The 17,198-nt window shown below is 70.2% G+C and carries 13 protein-coding genes; 2 read left to right on the plus strand and 11 right to left on the minus strand.

The features are described from left to right. Positions 1-24 precede the first annotated feature (24 nt). The gene (locus SLV14N_RS02320; protein ID WP_263267797.1) at positions 25-1,059 is read left to right on the plus strand and encodes a ketoacyl-ACP synthase III family protein; all 1,035 of its coding nucleotides are present in this window, start codon (positions 25-27) and stop codon (positions 1,057-1,059) included. A gap of 108 nt (positions 1,060-1,167) precedes the next feature. On the opposite strand, the gene SLV14N_RS02325 is transcribed toward SLV14N_RS02320, so the two are convergent. The 5 genes from SLV14N_RS02325 to SLV14N_RS02345 all read right to left on the minus strand — a co-directional run bounded on the left by SLV14N_RS02325 (position 1,168) and on the right by SLV14N_RS02345 (position 9,060). Continuing rightward, positions 1,168-2,205, minus strand: a complete 1,038-nt coding sequence (locus SLV14N_RS02325; RefSeq protein ID WP_208679490.1) for a methyltransferase — start codon at positions 2,203-2,205, stop codon at positions 1,168-1,170. 388 nt (positions 2,206-2,593) lie between these two features. Further along, the gene (locus tag SLV14N_RS02330) at positions 2,594-3,802 is read right to left on the minus strand and encodes a macrolide family glycosyltransferase (protein WP_263267798.1); all 1,209 of its coding nucleotides are present in this window, start codon (positions 3,800-3,802) and stop codon (positions 2,594-2,596) included. A 311-nt stretch (positions 3,803-4,113) separates the two neighbouring features. After that, on the minus strand, positions 4,114-4,533 hold the full coding sequence (locus tag SLV14N_RS02335; RefSeq protein ID WP_259670068.1) for a cold shock domain-containing protein: 420 nt from the start codon (positions 4,531-4,533) through the stop codon (positions 4,114-4,116). 126 nt (positions 4,534-4,659) lie between these two features. Beyond that, complete coding sequence (locus SLV14N_RS02340) at positions 4,660-5,694, minus strand: ketoacyl-ACP synthase III family protein (protein ID WP_259670069.1); 1,035 nt, start codon at positions 5,692-5,694, stop codon at positions 4,660-4,662. 36 nt (positions 5,695-5,730) lie between these two features. Next, positions 5,731-9,060 carry an SDR family NAD(P)-dependent oxidoreductase gene (locus tag SLV14N_RS02345; RefSeq protein WP_263267800.1) on the minus strand — a complete coding sequence of 1,110 codons (3,330 nt, stop codon included), beginning with the start codon at positions 9,058-9,060 and terminating at the stop codon, positions 5,731-5,733. Between the two features lie 519 nt (positions 9,061-9,579). On the opposite strand from SLV14N_RS02345, the gene rfbH reads away from it, so the two are divergent. Continuing rightward, entirely contained in the window at positions 9,580-10,881 is a 1,302-nt protein-coding gene (gene rfbH / locus SLV14N_RS02350) for a lipopolysaccharide biosynthesis protein RfbH (RefSeq protein WP_208679495.1), read from the plus strand. 85 nt (positions 10,882-10,966) lie between these two features. Here rfbH and SLV14N_RS02355 read toward each other — a convergent pair whose 3' ends face one another. The 6 genes from SLV14N_RS02355 to SLV14N_RS02380 form a co-directional block, all read right to left on the minus strand. Continuing rightward, positions 10,967-12,193 carry a macrolide family glycosyltransferase gene (locus SLV14N_RS02355; RefSeq protein WP_208679496.1) on the minus strand — a complete coding sequence of 409 codons (1,227 nt, stop codon included), beginning with the start codon at positions 12,191-12,193 and terminating at the stop codon, positions 10,967-10,969. A gap of 10 nt (positions 12,194-12,203) precedes the next feature. Continuing rightward, positions 12,204-13,304 carry an NAD(P)-dependent oxidoreductase gene (locus tag SLV14N_RS02360; protein ID WP_259670070.1) on the minus strand — a complete coding sequence of 367 codons (1,101 nt, stop codon included), beginning with the start codon at positions 13,302-13,304 and terminating at the stop codon, positions 12,204-12,206. A 14-nt stretch (positions 13,305-13,318) separates the two neighbouring features. Next, entirely contained in the window at positions 13,319-14,320 is a 1,002-nt protein-coding gene (rfbB, locus tag SLV14N_RS02365) for a dTDP-glucose 4,6-dehydratase (protein WP_208679497.1), read from the minus strand. A gap of 104 nt (positions 14,321-14,424) precedes the next feature. Further along, the gene (locus tag SLV14N_RS02370) at positions 14,425-15,492 is read right to left on the minus strand and encodes a glucose-1-phosphate thymidylyltransferase (protein WP_127149272.1); all 1,068 of its coding nucleotides are present in this window, start codon (positions 15,490-15,492) and stop codon (positions 14,425-14,427) included. A gap of 66 nt (positions 15,493-15,558) precedes the next feature. After that, entirely contained in the window at positions 15,559-16,806 is a 1,248-nt protein-coding gene (locus SLV14N_RS02375; protein ID WP_208679498.1) for an activator-dependent family glycosyltransferase, read from the minus strand. Positions 16,807-16,978: 172 nt separating this feature from the next. Then, positions 16,979-17,182, minus strand: a complete 204-nt coding sequence (locus SLV14N_RS02380; RefSeq protein ID WP_208679499.1) for a ferredoxin — start codon at positions 17,180-17,182, stop codon at positions 16,979-16,981. Between the last annotated feature and the right edge of the window lie 16 nt (positions 17,183-17,198).

Raw genomic sequence — 17,198 nt, forward strand, 5'->3', positions numbered from 1 at the left:
CGGACGGAAACGGAGACATCCCGCATGAGGGTAGAGAACGTCCACATCAACTCACTGGGAGTCGCTCTGCACGAGTGGGTGAGCGCGGACCAGGCGGTGGCCGACGGCCTCCTCGGCCCGGAGGTGACGGCGGCGAACGGACTCACCGGAACCCATGTGTCCGGTGACGTGCCGGCCGTCGACCTCGCGGTGTCAGCTGCCCGGACCGCCCTGGAGCGTGCGAAGCTCGATCGCGACGAGATAGCGTCGCATCTCCACAGCGCGGTCTTCTACCAAGGGCCCGCGGGCTCCTATCCGCCCGGGTACATCCAGCGGGAGCTGGGCCTGGACGGTGTCTCCGCGCTCTACCTCCAGCAGGGCTGCAACGGCATGCTGGGCACCTTGGAGGTGGCCATCGGCCAGCTGACCGGCGCCGCGCAGACGGAGGCCGTGCTGCTGACGACGGGGGAGAACTTCTCCTCCCCGGACATCGACCGGTGGACGGGCTACGGCCAGTCGTACTTCCTCGGAGACGGGGGCGCCGCCGCGCTGCTCAGCGCGGAGGAGGGTTTCGCCGAGGTGCGGTCGCTGCACGCCGGGCTGCTGCCCGCACTGGAGAAGTGGCACCGCGGCGACGGCCCAATGGTGCTGCGCGGGGAGCCCGGCTCGATGGCAGACATGGCGGAGCGGGCGGAACAGTTCGCCGAGACCGAGCTGTCGCTGTCGGAGACGCTGGAGAAACTGAGCGTCTTCAACCTGGGCATCATCCACCGGGCCCTGGTCGACGCCGACCTGAACGCATCCGATCTCGCCAAGGTCGTGCCGATTCATACGGACGGCCGGATGATCGAGTACTCGGTCATGGCGCCGCTCGGGTTGCCCATGTCGAAGTCGTCCTTCGACTTCGGCAGGGGCGTCGGTCATATCGGCGGTGCGGATGTCTTCCTCACGCTGGAGCACCTGGTCCGCACGGGAGAGGCCGGCCCGGGCGACCACGTCCTGCTGGTCTCCCAGGGCCCCGGCTGGATCTGCACCGCGTGTGTCGTCACCATCAGGGATCTCCCGGCCTGGACGGTATGACGCGAGCGTCGGGGCGAGCCCGCCACGGGCCCGCCCCGGCGCTCCGGCCTTCGAGGGGACGACGTTGTTGACCGCCGGCAGGTCGGCCCCGCGGACGCCGGGGCTCTGCTAGCGCTTCCGGCCGCGGATCACCACGGTGTCCGGGCCGAGCAGCACCGGCTTGGCGGGCTCGATTCCCGCCTCGTCGAACCACTGCTCGTACTCTTTCGGCGTGTACACCATGCCCTCGCCGGAAGCGATCGTGTGGAAGTACGCGGATAGGTAGGCCGAGCGCTCCGGTCCGGTTTCGTCGTCGTGTTGGTAGGGAGTCACCACGAAGACACCGCCGCCGGGAGGGAGCGCGCGGGACGCCTTCGCCAGCAGCGCGCGGATGCGGTCGGAGGACCAGATCTCGAGGAAGTGCGCGAAGAACACCGCGTCATGGCCGACGGGGAACTCGTCGTGGAAGGCGTCGAGGCTGACCGCGCGTACCCGGTGGCTCAGGCCCTGTGCTGCGACCCTGTCGTTCGCCTGGGGGGCGATCGACGGCAGGTCGCCGATCGTGATCTCCAGATCGGGCCATGCCTGCGCCAAATGCACCGCGTTCATCGCGGCGCCGCCACCGACATCGAGGAGGTGCCGGTACTCCGACAGGTCGAGCTCGGTGGCGACCTCCTCGGCAACGAGCTGGGTCACCGCGCTCATCATGGTGTGGAAGGTGGACTCCAGTTCCGGGTTCTCCGCCAGCCGGCCATAGAGCGTGGGCGCAGTGCCGGGGATCTCGCGCTGCAGGCCGACGTTGGAGTTCTCCTGCAGCGACTCGTAGAACCAGCTGATGGCACGGTAGATGCCGTGCGTCTCCCAGGGGATGTAGGTGGCCGGCACATGGTCGGGGCGCTCCCCGAGCGGCTGGGTGAGCGGGGTGTTGTGGTAGCCGTCCCCTTCCTTGCGTACCAGGCCCGTGGCCGTGCAGCCCAGGAGCAGGATGCGAGTCGGCTGCTGTTCGAGTCCCAGCCGTTCGGATATGCCGGTGAGGGTTGTTCCCGGCTCCTTCTCCAGTATGTCGAAGAGTCCGAACCGGAAGGCGGCGCTGAGGAACTGGAAGTGATAGTGCGCCTTGTAATACGGACGAAGCGCTACCTCGTCCGGTTTCTTCAGCTCTGTCATTCGCAATGCTCCTGGGGTGGGTAACGGGCCACATCCGTCGCCCGCCCATGAAGGGGAGGCAGTGGGCGAAGGGGTGGCGTGCCCGTCTGACATCGGAAACAGGAATCGTCAAGCAGAATTTCAAGCGGACGGTCACGGACACGTGCACGGCTCGCCTCGGCGCGGCCCAGGAAAAAGGCCCGCGGAGAGGAACGGTCAACGTGGCCTTATGGGCGGCCGTGCAGACGATCCGGCATTCCGTTGTGCGCGACTCCGCGTTGGCGCACCTGACGCCACCCTATTCCGTCGATGCCGGCCGTCGAAGCGGTGATGACTTCTGTAGGGAATTCCCCAACGGCCGTCGGCGGGTGGGTCTCCCGCCCCGGGCCACACCTCGGTGGCAGATGCCTCAGCCGGACACCCGGATCCGTGATTCCAGCATGTCCGCCGCCCGGGTCACCCCGCCGGCGGCCTCCGTCAGCTCGCGGACACGGCTCAGCTGGGTCCGCGTGGCCTCATCGGCGATCAGGTGCTGCAGAGTGGCGAGGATCTGCTCCTCGGTGGCCTCCTGGGGGTCGAGCAGCACACCGAGCCCCAGTTCCTCCGCGCGTACGCAGGTGACCTGGTGCTCCGGCAGGTGCGGTGCCATGAGCATCGGGGTGCCGGTGTGCACCGCGCCCATGAGGCTGCCCAGGCCGCCGGAGGTGACGAAGACATCGGCGTGTTCCAGGACGGCGACCTGGGGGATCCACGGATGCACCTCGATGTTGGGCGGTACGTTCCCCAGCGTGGTGATGTCGAAGCCGTTGCCGACCGTGAGGACGGCGCGCCAGGGCTGACCGCTGAGCGCACGCACGCAGGTGCGGAAGAACTCCGTCTGCGCCTGGGACATGGTTCCCATGGAGATCACGACCAGGGGGGTGTCGTCCTGCGGTGTGTCCCAGGTGGCGGTGAGGTCCTCGGTGAGGAAACACGGTCCGACGAAGGCGGTTTCGTCCCCGAACGTCTCCTGGGCGGTCTGGAACACCCGGGGTGCGTAGACCACACTCTCCACGGGCCGGTGCCAGCCCAGCAGTTCCTCGGTGGGAACGGAGAGCCCGTATTCCCCGGCGACCTCTCCGGCGCGGCGGAAGAGTTCGGGTATCGCCGGGTGGTCCTCGGGGACGCCGATCATGGCGAACATGGTGTCGAGGTCCGAGTAGTGGGCGTTGGACGCCATGGTGGGGGCGGACTGTACGACGGGGCGGTTCCAGAGCGACCCCAGGGTCCGGCCCGCGAAGGCCAGGGACGTGTCATGGAAGAGGAGATCGGGCGGACCGTCGGTGAAGTGCTCCTCGGCCGCCCGGATCAGCGCCTCGCTCTCGTACTGGACCATGACCAGTGACCAGGCCATCTGGTCAGGGGGGAGATCTACGCTCTGCCCGGCGGCAAACGCCTCGGCCAGCGGCGAGGCGTAAGGCACCACGCTCGCCCCGGTTTGCCGGACGGCCAGGGTGAATCCGTCCGGCGTGAGGAAGCTGACGCGGTGACCGCGGCGCACAAGCTCCTCGGTAACTGCCAAGGCGGGACGCATATGCCCGTGAGCGGGAATGCAGAGAACGGCAATATGGCTGGACACGGCGACGGTTCTCCTCTTGAGTGCAGGACCGTAGGGAACTCCGGCTGAGCACGGACAGCCCGGCAGGCTCCGCTCCCCGGATGCGGGTTTCCTTGCGAGGGTGCGGCGCCACTGAATCCGGTGTCAACGACGGGTGCTCAATGACTAGTTGATTCATGGGATTTCGCAAGCGGTCACCCGGCGCCGGATGTCACGCACAAGACGGAGAGAAAGAAAAAGGCGGAGGAGTCAGAGTGTCCGGGGCCCGCGGCACCCGGATGGCACTGATTCCTCCGCCCTGCCCTTTCCGCCCCCGTCACGAGGGCGGTGGATCAGGCTTCGGTCCAGTTGTGCGCCTGGACCAGTTCCATGACGCGCTTGCGTACCTGAACGAGCTGCGCCGCGGTGAGCGAGGGAGCCGCATCGAGCAGCGCCTCGGTCAGTTCGCTGCGGAATTCGGCGTGGGACAGGACATCGCACATCAGGTCCTCGTCGGACTCCGCGCTCCCCGTCCGTGCCGGCCCGCCGCCCACCGGGGCCTGCCGCCGCACCGCGGCCGGGCGCGCGGGCCCCAGCAGCTTGACGTCGCCGGCCTTGAGCCCTCGCTCCCCGACCTCGGTGGTGTACTCGACCCTCAGCCCGCTGTCGAACAGGTGCTTGTCGTCCCTCAAGTCGTTGACATGGACGAAGACGTCCTCGCCGCCGGCGTCGGGGGCGATGAAGCCGTATCCGCGCACCTCGTCAAATCGCACCACTGTACCTGTAGCGACCACAGCGTTCCCTCACCTCTACCACTGCACATTTTCACCGTCACACACCACCCCGGAGCCCGGGCTCCGGGTCAACCCCCGCCGCTCGGGCGGTCGTTCACCGGGGTGTCACACGGCCCACGAAGGCGGATTCAGCACGGTCACCACGCTCGCCGTGCAGAGCCATCCGGGCGCCTGGGAAAACAGCAGGACATTATCACCCGCACCCACCTCACCCGTACGGACCAGATGCTCCAGCGAAATGAAGACATCGGCTCCTCCCACGTGCCCGACCGACCTGCCGTAATCGAAGCTCGACCGTTCCATGGGGAGGCCGAGCGGCATCATGGTCCCGTACTCCAGCATCCGCCCATCCATATTGATCATGACGACCTTGGCGAGGTCGGAGGCGTTGAGATCCGCGTCCACCAGGGACTGGTGAATGACGTCGAGGTTGAAGAGCGTGAGTTTCTCCAGGGCCTCGGACAGCGGCATCTCGGTGTCATTGAACTGCTGGGCCCGCTCGGGCATGCTCGGCGTTTCGTCAGGATTCCCCTCCAACAGCGGCCCGTTGCCCCGGTGCCACTTTTCGAGTGGGCTCAGGACGCCGGAACTCAATGAATGGACCTGGGCGAACCCCTCGTCGGCGCTGAGCAGAACCGCCATGCCGCCGTCGGAGAAGAAGTGCGACTGGCCGAAGCCGTCGTTCCAGCGGTCGACTCCCGGCGCGGTGAAGTTCTCTCCCGAGGTCAGCAGTACCGCCTCGGCTTCCGCGGCACCCGTCATCTGCCCGATGGCCACCTCCAGGGCCCCCAGCATGCCGTTGCACCCCTGCCGGAGGTACTGCGCCGGGACCTTCCCGATGCCGAGCTCACGCATGATGTAGCCCGGCGGATAACACCCCTCGGGCCCCTGGTAGTTGACCGCACTGTGGACGAGTCCGTCGATGGCGTCGACGTCCAGCTTCGAGCGCTCCAGGGCGGCCCGGGCGGCGCTGACCGCCATGTCCATCGCCGGTATGTCCCCCGCGGCATGGGTGCCGGTCAAGCCGTTGGTCTTGGGGATCTCCGGATCCAGGATGCCGTCGGCGACCGCCTGCTCCACGCTCAGCCATTCAGGGAGGAACACTCCCAGGGAGTCGATGTAGACGTCATCCACCTTCACGAACAATCTCCTCATTCCGTGTGGAGCCGAGGCCGGTCAGCATCCGAGCAGTTCTCGCTTGAGGTGCTGCACCAGCGCTTGCGGGCCGGCGAAGTCGAACACCACCGCAGGGGGCAGGGTGAGCTGGGTGGCCGCGTTCAGCGCATTGCGGACCGTCAGGGCCGTCAGCGAGTCGAAGCCGAGGTCCTGGAACGCGTGCTCCGGTCCGATCGCCTCGGGGGAGACCTGGCCCAGGCCGGCGGCAACGTGCCGGCGTACCAGTGCGAGGAGCGTCTCGTCCCGCTCGGCATCGGTCATCGCGGCCAGACGGTGCCTCAGCGCGGACGCCTCCGCCGGCGCGTCCTGCGCCGACGGCCGGGCAAGCCTGGGCACCAGTCCGCGCAGCAGCGGCGGGAGGCCGGCGGACGCGGCCCGGACGCGGAGTTCGACGCTGTCCAGCCGTGCCGCGACCACATGGCCCTCGTCCAGGCCGCACACCGCGTCGAAGAGTTCCAGACCCTCGGCCATGGGGAGTGGTTGCACCGGCAGGCGGGCGGTACCCGGCGCCAGGACGTCCCGGCCGGCCCACAGACCCCAGGCGATGGACTGCGCCGCGGCGCCCTGCGCGCGGCGGTGCTGGGCGAGGGCGTCCAGGAAGAGGTTGGCAGCGGCGTAGTTGCCCTGTCCCGCGCCGCCGAAGACGCCCGCGACCGACGAGAACATGACGAACGCCGACAGGTCCAGGCCCTTGGTCGCCTCGTGCAGGACGAGCGCGGCATCCACCTTGGGCCGCAGCACCGTCTCCAGCCGGCCGGGCGTCAGGGACAGCACGATCCCGTTGTCGGTGACGCCTGCCATGTGCACCACGGCGGTGAGCGGACGGTCGGCGGGCAGCGTCGCCAGCAGCGCGTCCACCGCGCCGCGGTCGGCCACGTCACACGCCGCGAGTCTCACGTGGGCGCCCAGCGCGGTCAGCTCGGCACAGAGCTCCGTGGCGCCCGGGGCGTCGGGGCCCCGGCGGCTGGTCAGCAGCAGGTCGCGTACGCCGTGTTCGGTGATCAGGTGGCGGGCGAGGGCGGCGCCCAGCAGGCCGGTGCCGCCGGTGAGGAGGACAGTGCCGGGCGGACCGTCGAACAGCGGTGGGCGCCCGGCCGGGGCGGCGCACCGGACCAGCCGAGGTACCCGCAACGCACCCTTGCGCAGGGCAAGTTGGGGCTCCTCGGACCCGGCGACGGTGAGCAGGGTACGCCAGGCGGCTCTGCTCGCGTCGGTGTCGACGAGGCTGAAGCGGCCGGGCGCCTCGGTCTGCGCCGAGCCGACCAGCCCCCACACGGCGGCCGCGCCCAGGTCCCGTGCGGTGGTCCCGTCCCAGGCAGCCACCGCGCCGCGGGTGAGGACGAGCAGGGTGGAGGCGGTGAAGGCCGGGGTCCGCAGCCACTCCTGGGCCCACGACAGCGCCTGCCGGGTCAGCCGGTGGACGGCATCCGCGCCGCCGACGCCGCCGGGGGCTGTGCTTGCGGTGTCCGTGCCGACGGTGACCACCACGACGTCCGGTACGGACGCGCCGCCGTCGACCTCCTTGGCCAGGGCTTCCAGCGACGGGTACCGCTCGGCGTACTGTCCGGCCTTCATCAGCCCGGACCGCGCCCGGAGCGGGTCGTCGCCCACGATGGCCCACGACCGGGGTACGTCCACCGCGATCGACGCGCTCGGCACATCGGTCCACTCCACCCGGAACAGGCTGTCCTGTTGGGCCGCGCCGGCACTCCTGAGCTCATGGGAGGACACCGCTCGCGGTTCGAGGTGCTCGACGGTGAGCACCGGCCTGCCGGTCGCATCGGCGGCGACGACGGTGCACTCCCCCGACGCCGCCCGGGTGATCCGCACGCGGAGGACCGACGCAGCCGCGGTGTGCAGGCACACCCCACGCCACCGGCCCGGCTGCCTCGCCGGTCGCGCGTCGTCGTCGCCGCCCTCCGCCCACAGCGGGTGCAGCGCCGCGTCCAGCAGGGCGGGGTGGAGGCCGAACGCGGCGGCTTCCGCACGCCGTTCGTCGGGCAGGGCGATCTCGGCGAAGAGGTCGTCGCCGCGCCGCCACACCGCCCGCACCCCCTGGAAGGGGGGCCCGTACACATGGCCGGCGGCGGCCAGTGCGGGGTACAGCTCGGTGGTCTCCACCGTGGTGGCCTCGGCCGGGGGCCACACGTCGAGGCGCCACGACGGGGCGGGACCGCTCGCGGCGAGAGTCCCGGCGGCGTGGCAGGTCCACGGCCGTCCGGTGCCCCCGTCGTCGCGTCGCGCGTGGACGGTGACCGGCCGGCGGCCCGTCTCGTCCGGTGTACCGACCATGACCCGGAGCTGGACGGCGCCCTGCTCCGGCAGGACCAGCGGCGCCCCCAGAGACAGCGCTTCCACCAGACCGCAGCCCACCTCGTCACCCGCGCGGACCGCCAGCTCGACCAGCGCCGAGCCCGGAACGACGGTGCTGTCCGCCACCCGGTGGTGGGTCAGCCAGTCGTGGGTCCGTGCCGACAGCCGCCCGGTGAACAGCACCGCCTCGGAGTCCGGGAGCTCCACGGCCGCGCCCAGCAGGGGGTGCTCGGTGGCAGCGGCCCCCACGGCGGCGGCCGCCCGCGGAGCCTCCTGCACATCGTCGGACGCCGGCCCGGCCATGAGAGGGTGCGCCGTGGCGCCGGCGGCCTGCACACCCACCAGGCAGATGCTGTGCGACAGCCCGTGGAACAGCGGCAGTGGCCAGAGCGCCCGGTCGAGGGCCGAGGGGCCCAGGATCGGTGCGGTGCCCGCCGCCGTCGACCACAGGCAGGTGCGCTGGGTCGCCGGCACGCCCTCGGGCCGCCCGGTGGTCCCCGAGGTGTAGAGCATCCACGCCGGCTCGTCCAGGCCGAGGCCGTCGCGTACCGGTGCGGCGGGGTCGGTGGCGGCCAGGGTCTCGTACCGCTCGGTGCCGTCGGGCGCAGCGCCCTCCCCGGTGACCACGACGGTGCACCCCGGGCGCTGCGGCAGTACGCGCAGCACCTGGTCGACCAGGGCCGGTGCGGTGATCAGCACGTCGGCGCCGCTGTCGTCGAGCAGGTGGCCCAGTTCCGCGTCCGTCACGTCCGGCGTGAGCGGCACGCCGACGGCCGCGGCCCGGAGGACCGCCAGAGAGCCCTCCCTCATCTCGACGCCGTCGTCCAGATAGAGGGCGGCGCGGCCCCCACGGTCCAGCCCCAGGTCCGCCAGGTGGCCGGCCAGCCGCGCGGTGCGCTGTTCCAGCGCAGCGTAGGTCACACCGCGGCGGGCGTCGGAGAAAGCGATCTCGTCGGCGCATCGACCGGCGTGCCGGATGAGCAACTCGTCCAGCGGCCGCATCAGTTCAGTGCGCATCGTGGCACTCACTCTCAGGCGCTCCCAACACGTTCGGGAATGGGGTTCTGGCATCGGGGAGACACGGGCCGTCCGGGCACCCCGGCACATTCCCGCTCCTCCGGTGCTGGGCACGGCTCGCGGCCCGGTGGAACGTCATCGCGTCCGCCGGGCGGAGACATACGCCGCCGGCACCTGGCCGCGCGCAACGCCGCCCCTGTCCGGCATCAGTATGTGCAGTCCGATGGTGGGAGATTCCCTAGACGATGGCATGGCTCGTCCAGTGTGCTCAGCCGGTGTTTCCGGGCGGGGGTGACGGGTCACAGCCCGGGCTCTATGGCAATTCCTAGACTTCACCGGCCGACCTGGCTCCTGCCGGAGCAGCGTGCTGAAGTGAACTTCCCCGATCAGCCGACCGGATACGCAACACCGGTGTGCCGCGTGGCAGCCAGTCGAGCTCCGCGCCACGCGCTCCGCGGATCGCACCCCGCGGCAGCGCGACGGAACATCGGGCAGGACACTCACAGGAGGCGGCATCCGATGGGGTACATCAAGAGTGACATTCTGGAGCTGGTACGCAAGTACCACCAGGAGGACGTCACGTCCGGATTCGTGCCAGGGGTGACGCCGGTGGCGGCTTCGGGCGCGGTCCTCGACGAGGACGACCGGGTCGCCCTTGTCGCAGCGGCCCTGGACCTGAAGATCGCGGCCGGGACCAGTTCCCGCAGGTTCGAGCGCGCCCTCGCCAAGTACTTCGGGCTGCGGAAGGCACATCTGACCAACTCCGGCTCGTCGGCCAACCTGCTGGCGCTCAGTGCGCTGACCTCACCCCAGTTGGAGGATCTGCGGCTGGTGCCGGGGGACGAGGTGGTCACGGTGGCAGCCGGTTTCCCCACGACGGTGAACCCGATCATTCAGAACGGTCTGGTGCCGGTCTTCGTCGATGTCGAGCTCGGCACGTACAACACCTCCCCCGACCGCATCGAGGAGGCCATCGGCCCGCGCACCCGGGCCATCATGATCGCCCATGCGCTCGGCAACCCGTTCGCTGTCGAGGAGGTCGCGGAGATCGCCAACGACCGGGGGATGTTCCTCATCGAGGACAACTGCGATGCGATGGGCAGTACGTACCGCGGCAGGCTGACGGGGACCTTCGGGGACCTGGCGACGGAGAGCTTCTATCCGGCCCACCACATCACCATGGGCGAGGGTGGGTGTGTGGTGACGGACAACATGGTGCTGGCCCGGATCGTGGAGTCGCTGCGGGACTGGGGTCGCGACTGCTGGTGCGAGCCCGGTGAGGACAATCGCTGCTTCAAGCGGTTCGAGCAGCAGATGGGCACCCTGCCGTACGGCTACGACCACAAGTACATCTTCTCGCACGTCGGGTACAACCTGAAGTCGACCGACCTGCAGGCCGCGCTCGGGCTCACCCAGATCGGGAGGATCGACGAGTTCGGTGCCACCCGGCAGCACAACTGGGCCCGGCTCCGCGCCGGGCTGGACGGCCTGCCCCACCTCCTGCTTCCCGAGCCCACGCCGGACAGTGACCCGAGCTGGTTCGGCTTCGTGATCACCGTTCGGGAGGGCGCGCCCTTCTCGACCGCCGAACTGATCGACCACCTGGAGTCCCGGCGGGTGGCCACCCGCCGCTTCTTCGCCGGCAACCTCACCCGCCACCCGGCCTACCTGGAGCGGGAGTTCCGGGTGAGCGGGTCGCTGACCAACAGCGACATCATCACCGAACGCACCTTCTGGATCGGGGTGTTCCCCGGGCTGACCGACGAGATGATCGACCACAGCATCCGCAGCGTCACCGAGTTCGTCCTCTCCCGCACCTGACACGGCCCGGGCGGACGGTGCCCGCTCACCTGGGGTGCGTCGGGCACCGTCCGCCGGCCGGCCGTGCGGGGCGCGTGGCCGGGGGTCAGGCCGCCGGGGTCGAGGCGGGCCGGCCGGCCCACTGCTCCAACAGGCCGGCGGCCCGGGGCGCGCCGCCGGCCCCCTGGACGCTCGCGCGCATCCACGCCATCAGCTCCGGGCTCTCCGGGTCGGCCACCAGGTCGTCCACGGCCGCGCCGAGGGTGTCCGCGGTCAGCCGGTCGCGGTCGATCATCCGGCCCAGGCCCAGCTCGTCCACGCGCCGTGCGGTCAGGACGTGTTCGAAGGCCTGGGGCACCACGATCGCCGGTGTGGCGAAGTACAGCGCCTCCATGAGGCAGCTCATACCCCCATGGCAGACCAGGACATCGGCGTGCGGCAGGACCGCCGGGTGCGGCAGCCACCGGTGGGCCTCCACATGCGGCGGGAGGTCGCCGAGGCCGGCGAGGTCCGCGTCACGGCCGAGCGTCATCACCACATGCCAGTCATCGCCGTCGAAGGCGTTTACACACGTACGGAAGAAGTCACGCTGCTGGTTGGACTCGGTGCCCAGCGAGACCAGCGCCAGCCGCCTGCCGTCAGCCGGCGGCGACCACGGCACGTCCCCCTCGGGCTCGGCAACCGTGGGCCCCACGAAGGCGAAGCGCTCGTCGAACGTGGTGCCCTTGATCTGGAACTCCCTCGGCAGGAAGGCCAGGTTGCGTTCGTCCCACTCGCGCAGGAAGCGGCCCAGCCCGTCCGGGGGGAGGCCGTTGTCCCGGGCGAACCGCGTCAGTGCCGCCCCGCCCTTGCGCAGCGACGGGTCGTCGGGGTCGAACATCAGCACCCGCATGGAGAATGCCTCGTTCGACGCGTGGCTGATGCCCAGTTGCACGGTGGTGGCGCAGCCGAGGGTGTGCGCGGTCATCCGCGCGGCCGGGAACGACTCGAAGTCGTAGAGCACGATGTCCGGCGGGTCGGCCGCCAGGGTGGAGAGCGCAAGCGGATAGACCGTCTGCATCGACTCGACCAGCAGTTCATACCCTTCGGCGGCCAGGCGGGCCGCGCCGGCCTGGGGCACCTTGACGAACGCACCGCGCCGGGACTTGTAGCCCACGGTCCGGGCGCCGGTCCGCTCGACCACCTCGCTGTACTGGTGGTCGACGAAGTACGTCACCCGGTGGCCGCGGCGGATGAGTTCACGGGTCAGGCCGAGCGTCGGGCTGATGTGCCCGAAGTCGGCGAACAGGAACACGGCAACATGCCGCTGGGGGGTGGCTGCGAATGCTGACACGTCGACACCTTCACTCGGGCTGCTGTACGGGGCGGGTCTGCGGAGGCCAGGACCTCGTGGTTCTCGTGCTGCCACCGCGGGGACGGTGGTCCGCGGTCTGCGGTCGGGGCGGGACCGGCACCGTGGCTGCCGGGTGGTCCGGGGGCGACGGCCCGGCCCCGGGGGCGGTGGCCTCCCACAGGTCGCGTGCCGAACTGTCGATGCTGCGGCGCACCGTCCAGTGGAGCAGCCGCCTGGCCCTGCTGGTCTCCACCCGCATCCAGTCCTGCTCGGTGGCGGCCCGCGCACCGGGCTCCGCCTCCTCGACGATCCGTGCCCGCTGTCCGCTGGCGGTGATCAGCCTCTCCACCATGGTCCGTACCGGGATGGCCTCGCCCCGTCCGATGTTGATGAGCTCTCCGCCGACCGGCAGGGCTGCCGCCGCCAGCACCGCGTCCGCGGCGTCGCGGGCATCGACGAAGTCCCGGCTCGCCCTCAGCGGGCTGACCCGTACCACCGCCTCGCGGTCCGCCTCCGCGGCACGCAGTTGCGCCGCGACCCGCCCCAGCAGGCTGCCCGGTGAGGTGCCGGCGCCGATCGCGTTCGACACCCGCAGTACGACCGCCTCCACCTGCCCGGCCGCGGAGGCCGTGAGGACCGCTTCGGTCCCCTGTAGCTTCGTCCGTCCGTACAGCGTGGTCGGCCGGGTCGGCGTCCGCTCGTCCAGCGAGGTGCCCGGCGGCTGCGGGGTGTACTCGTGCACCGAGCCCACGTGGACCAGCCGGGGACGCCAGGACGCGGCTGCCATGGCCGTCAGCACCGTGTCGACCAGGGCATGGTTGGCCTGCTGCATGGCCTCCGGCGAACACAGCCATACGGCGCCGGCGGCGTTCACCACGGCGTAGGGCCGCTCGGCGTCGATGAGGCGGGCCAGGCCGTCCGGTCCCCCGCCGATCAGGTCCATCGGGAAGAACCGCCCTGCCCCGGTCGCGGTGCCCGGCCGGCGCGCCACCCTCAGCACTTCCTCGCCGGCGGCGGCGACCGCCGCGGAGACATGGCGGCCGAAGGCTCCGGTCGCGCCCAGGACGATCACCCGTCGGTGCGTGCCGTCCGGGGCTTTTGCCCCGCTCACGGTGGCGTCCTTGCTCAGCATGTCTCGGCGAGCAGCTCGGCGCGTTCCTTGAGCGGCTCCCACCAGTCACGGTTGTCGCGGTACCAGGCGACCGCCTCGGCCAGGCCGTCGGCGAAGTCCTTGCCCGGCTTGTAGCCCAGCTCGGTCTGGATCTTGCTCCAGTCCACCGAGTAGCGCCGGTCGTGTCCCTTGCGGTCGACGACGTACTCGATCATCTCCGGCGCTGCCCCGCAGCTCTCCAGCAGCAGATCGGTCAGCTCCCGGTTGCTCAGTTCGGTGCCTCCGCCGATGTTGTAGACCTCGCCCGGGCGGCCGCCGGTGCGGACCAGTTCGATGCCCTGGACATGGTCGTCGATGTGCAGCCAGTCGCGGACGTGCAGGCCGTCGCCGTACAGCGGGACCTTCTTGCCGTCCAGGAGGTTGGTGACGAACAGCGGGATGACCTTCTCCGGGAACTGGCGGTGCCCGTAGTTGTTGGAGCAGCGCGTGACCCGCACATCGAGGCCGTGGGTGCGGTGGTAGGCGAGGGCGATCAGATCGCTGGAGGCCTTGGAGGCCGCGTACGGCGAGTTGGGGCTGACCGGATGGGTCTCCGAGGAGGACCCGGTGGCGATCGATCCGTAGACCTCGTCGGTCGAGACATGGATGAAGGTCCGCAGCCCGTGCCGGAGCGCGGCATCGAGCAGGACCTGGGTGCCCAGGACGTTGGTGCGGACGAACGCCGCGGAGCTGACTATGGAGCGGTCGACATGCGACTCGGCCGCGAAGTGGACGACCTGGTCGTGTGCGGCGATCAGCTTGTCGACGAGTGTCTCGTCGCAGATGTCGCCGGCGAAGAAGCGGAAGCTTTCCAGGTGCCGGACCTCGTCCAGGTTGGCCATGCTGGCCGCGTAGGTGAGGCTGTCGAGCACGGTGATGTGGACGCCGCCCGGCCCGAAGGGCCCCAGGAGCGTGCGGACGTAGTGCGACCCGATGAAGCCGGCGCCGCCGGTCACCAGGATTCTCGTGGGGCTCATCGAGGTTGTGGCGCGAGGGCCTGGGGTTCCAGGCCGGTGGGGAGCGCCTTCCCCCTTCCGTTGTTCGGTGCGGGTGAGTGGGTCGGCCTGCCGTGTGGGCGGCGTCAGGACTGGATGTGCACCTTGGCGTGGTCGCCGATGACCAGCCGGTGGGCCACCGGACGCTGTGGTGCGAGCGCCACATGGGCGTTGCGTCCGACCAGCGATGCCTCCACCCGGCGCACGCTCTCGAACGACGAACCGCGCAGCACGATCGAGGAGGCCAGTTCGCTGTCGTGGATGCGGCAGTCCTCCGCGATGGAGGTGGACGGACCGATGTAGGACTCGGTGACGACGGTGCCGGAGCCGATCACGGCGGGTCCGACGATCCGTGAGGCGCGGACCGTCGCGCCGGGGCAGATGCGCACCCGGCCGAGGATCTCGCTCGCACCGTCCACAGAGCCCTCGATACAGCGTTCCTGGCTCTCCAGCAGCATGCGGTTGACCTCCAGCATGTCGACGACGCTGCCGGTGTCCCGCCAGTAGCCGGACAGCTCACCGGAACGGATGTCCTGGCCCGCCTCGACCATCCACTGCACGGCGTCGGTGATCTCCAGTTCGCCGCGCGCGGACGGCCGGATGGCCCGTACCGCCTCGTGCACCGCGGGGGTGAACAGATAGACACCGACCAGCGCCAGATCGCTCTTGGGGTGCTGCGGCTTCTCCTCCAGCCCCGTCACCCGGCCCGTGGCGTCCAGCTCCGCCACCCCGAACGCAGTGGGATCCGGGACCCGGCTGAGCACGAGCTGGGCGTCGGGACGCTCCTTGCGGAAACCCTCGACCAGATCGGTGATACCGCCGGAGATGAAGTTGTCCCCCAGATACATCAGGAAGTCGTCGTCGCCCAGGAAGTCGCGGGCGATGAGGACGGCGTGGGCGAGGCCGAGCGGGGCGCTCTGCGGAATGTAGGTCACCTGGAGGCCGAACTGTGAGCCGTCGCCGACCGCCTCGCGGATCTCCGGTCCGGTGTCACCGACGATCATGCCGACCTCGATGATGCCGGTTTCGGCGATGGCCTCCAGCACGTAGAAGAGGATCGGCTTGTTGGCGACCGGGACGAGTTGTTTGGCGGAGGTGTGGGTTATGGGCCGCAGGCGCGTACCAGCGCCTCCCGAGAGCACAAGAGCCTTCACGGTTTCCATCCAGGGGCGAGTGGTGTCAGGGGGAGGGCCTGTCGGTCGCCGGCCGACGCGGCCCGGTCAGCGCTCCGCGACCAGTTGCTCCAGCGTGGCGACCATGTCGCGCGGGCTGGGCATCTCCGCCGACGCGTCGCGCAGGCGCTGCGCGGCGGAGGCGAAGCCCGGATCGTCGAGGATCTGCAGGGTGTGACGGAGCACCAGGTCGGCGGTGACCTCGCTGTGGTGGGCGAAGATCCCCGCGCCGGCGCGCTCCAGGGACCGGCCCCGCCACTCCAGGTCGGCGACAGAGGTGCAGAGGGTGAGTTGCGGCACGGCGTTGATCAGGGCGGTGGCGTAGGTCCCCCAGCCGCCGTGGTGGATGACGGCCGAGCAGCTGGGCAGCAGGGTGTGCAGCGCCACGTCGTCCACGGCGCGCACATTGGCGGGGAGGTCGACGAGCGCCTCCCGTTGCTGCGGAAGGAGAGCGGCGACCACCTCGATGTCGAGCGGAGCCAGCGCTCCGAGGATGTCGGAGACGGAGACATAGTCACCGCCGTACGCCTCGGTGTTGCTCGTGCCGAGGGTCAGACAGACGCGCGGGCGCTCGGGGGTCTCGCGCAGCCACGGCCACCACACCGCGTCCCCGTTGTACGGCACATAGCGCATGGACAGGGACGGCAGCGTGGTGGGCGGCCGCAGGCTCGGCGGCGTGGTGTCGAGGGTGTACTGGCCGTGGATCAGCTCTTCGTCACAGGAGACGCCGAAGGGTGCGCCACGCTCGTCGAGCCAGTCGGCGAGCGGGTCCGCCCGCTCTTCGGGCGGGACCTGGTCCCTCAGGCCGAGATAGGTCTGACGTGCCCTGCCGTAGACATCGGCGCACCACAGCAGTCGGACATGGAGGGCATCGCAGGCACGGGCGGCGATGGCTCCGGCGTAGCAGAGCGGGTCCCGGACGACCAGATGTGGCTGCCAGCTCTGTGCCAGCGCGGCCATGTCGTCCACCACCGGATCGTTGTACGGCGAGAAGCCGTAGCGGACGCTGGACTCGTAGCGGTCGCGGATGGCGGGCCAGTCCACCTCCCCCGGTCCCAGCCGGCTCCAGTTGGCGAAGTCCTGGTCCTGTGTCTCGGGGGCCAGTTTCATGGCCTGGTGCAGTCCGTGGTCGCGGCCCACTGGAGCCGAGACCAGACCGGTGCCGGTGACGAGGCCGGTGAGGGACGGGGCGTTGACCATACGCACCTCGTGCCCTGCCGCGGTCATCGCCCAAGCGAGCGGCACCATGGGATACAGATGCGACCTCTCGGACAGTGCGGCGAACAGCACGCGCATGGGGATCCCCTCTCGGTCGCGCGTAGTCGGGTGGCCTCGACATGGCCGCGAGGCACGCGTTCACGGCCAAGGCGGATGGTGTCGGTCTCATCCTGTGGTCTCCGGCAGTGCCGTGCGGTGCCGCGCCGCCGGGGTCTGGGGATTCCTCCAGACAATGGCTCCTCACCGGCGGTCAGGGGGCAGCGAGGTCCACCGTGATGGCGCGGGAGGGGCAGAGCTGCTCTGCCTCTTCCACGTGGTCCGCCAGCTGCTCGGGCGGCTCGGTCATCCGCAGCACGACGAGGCCGTCGTCCTCGTGCTGTGCGAAGACCTCGCCCGCGGTCATCGCGCACATTCCGGCACCGACACACCGGTCCTGATCAACCGTGATCTTCATGGTGTCTTCTCTCGTT

Origin of the sequence: Streptomyces sp. Je 1-4 4N24 (assembly GCF_026239515.1) — a bacterium.
Taxonomy (GTDB): Bacteria; Actinomycetota; Actinomycetes; order Streptomycetales; family Streptomycetaceae; genus Streptomyces; species Streptomyces nigrescens.

What these genes read in the sequence shown, in the direction of transcription:
- rfbB (WP_208679497.1), bottom strand. Translation starts at nt 14,320, where the DNA reads ATGAGCCCCACGAGAATCCTGGTGACCGGCGGCGCCGGCTTCATCGGG.
- SLV14N_RS02345 (WP_263267800.1), bottom strand. Translation starts at nt 9,060, where the DNA reads ATGCGCACTGAACTGATGCGGCCGCTGGACGAGTTGCTCATCCGGCAC.
- SLV14N_RS02380 (WP_208679499.1), bottom strand. Translation starts at nt 17,182, where the DNA reads ATGAAGATCACGGTTGATCAGGACCGGTGTGTCGGTGCCGGAATGTGC.
- SLV14N_RS02325 (WP_208679490.1), bottom strand. Translation starts at nt 2,205, where the DNA reads ATGACAGAGCTGAAGAAACCGGACGAGGTAGCGCTTCGTCCGTATTAC.
- SLV14N_RS02375 (WP_208679498.1), bottom strand. Translation starts at nt 16,806, where the DNA reads ATGCGCGTGCTGTTCGCCGCACTGTCCGAGAGGTCGCATCTGTATCCC.
- SLV14N_RS02320 (WP_263267797.1), top strand. Translation starts at nt 25, where the DNA reads ATGAGGGTAGAGAACGTCCACATCAACTCACTGGGAGTCGCTCTGCAC.
- rfbH (WP_208679495.1), top strand. Translation starts at nt 9,580, where the DNA reads ATGGGGTACATCAAGAGTGACATTCTGGAGCTGGTACGCAAGTACCAC.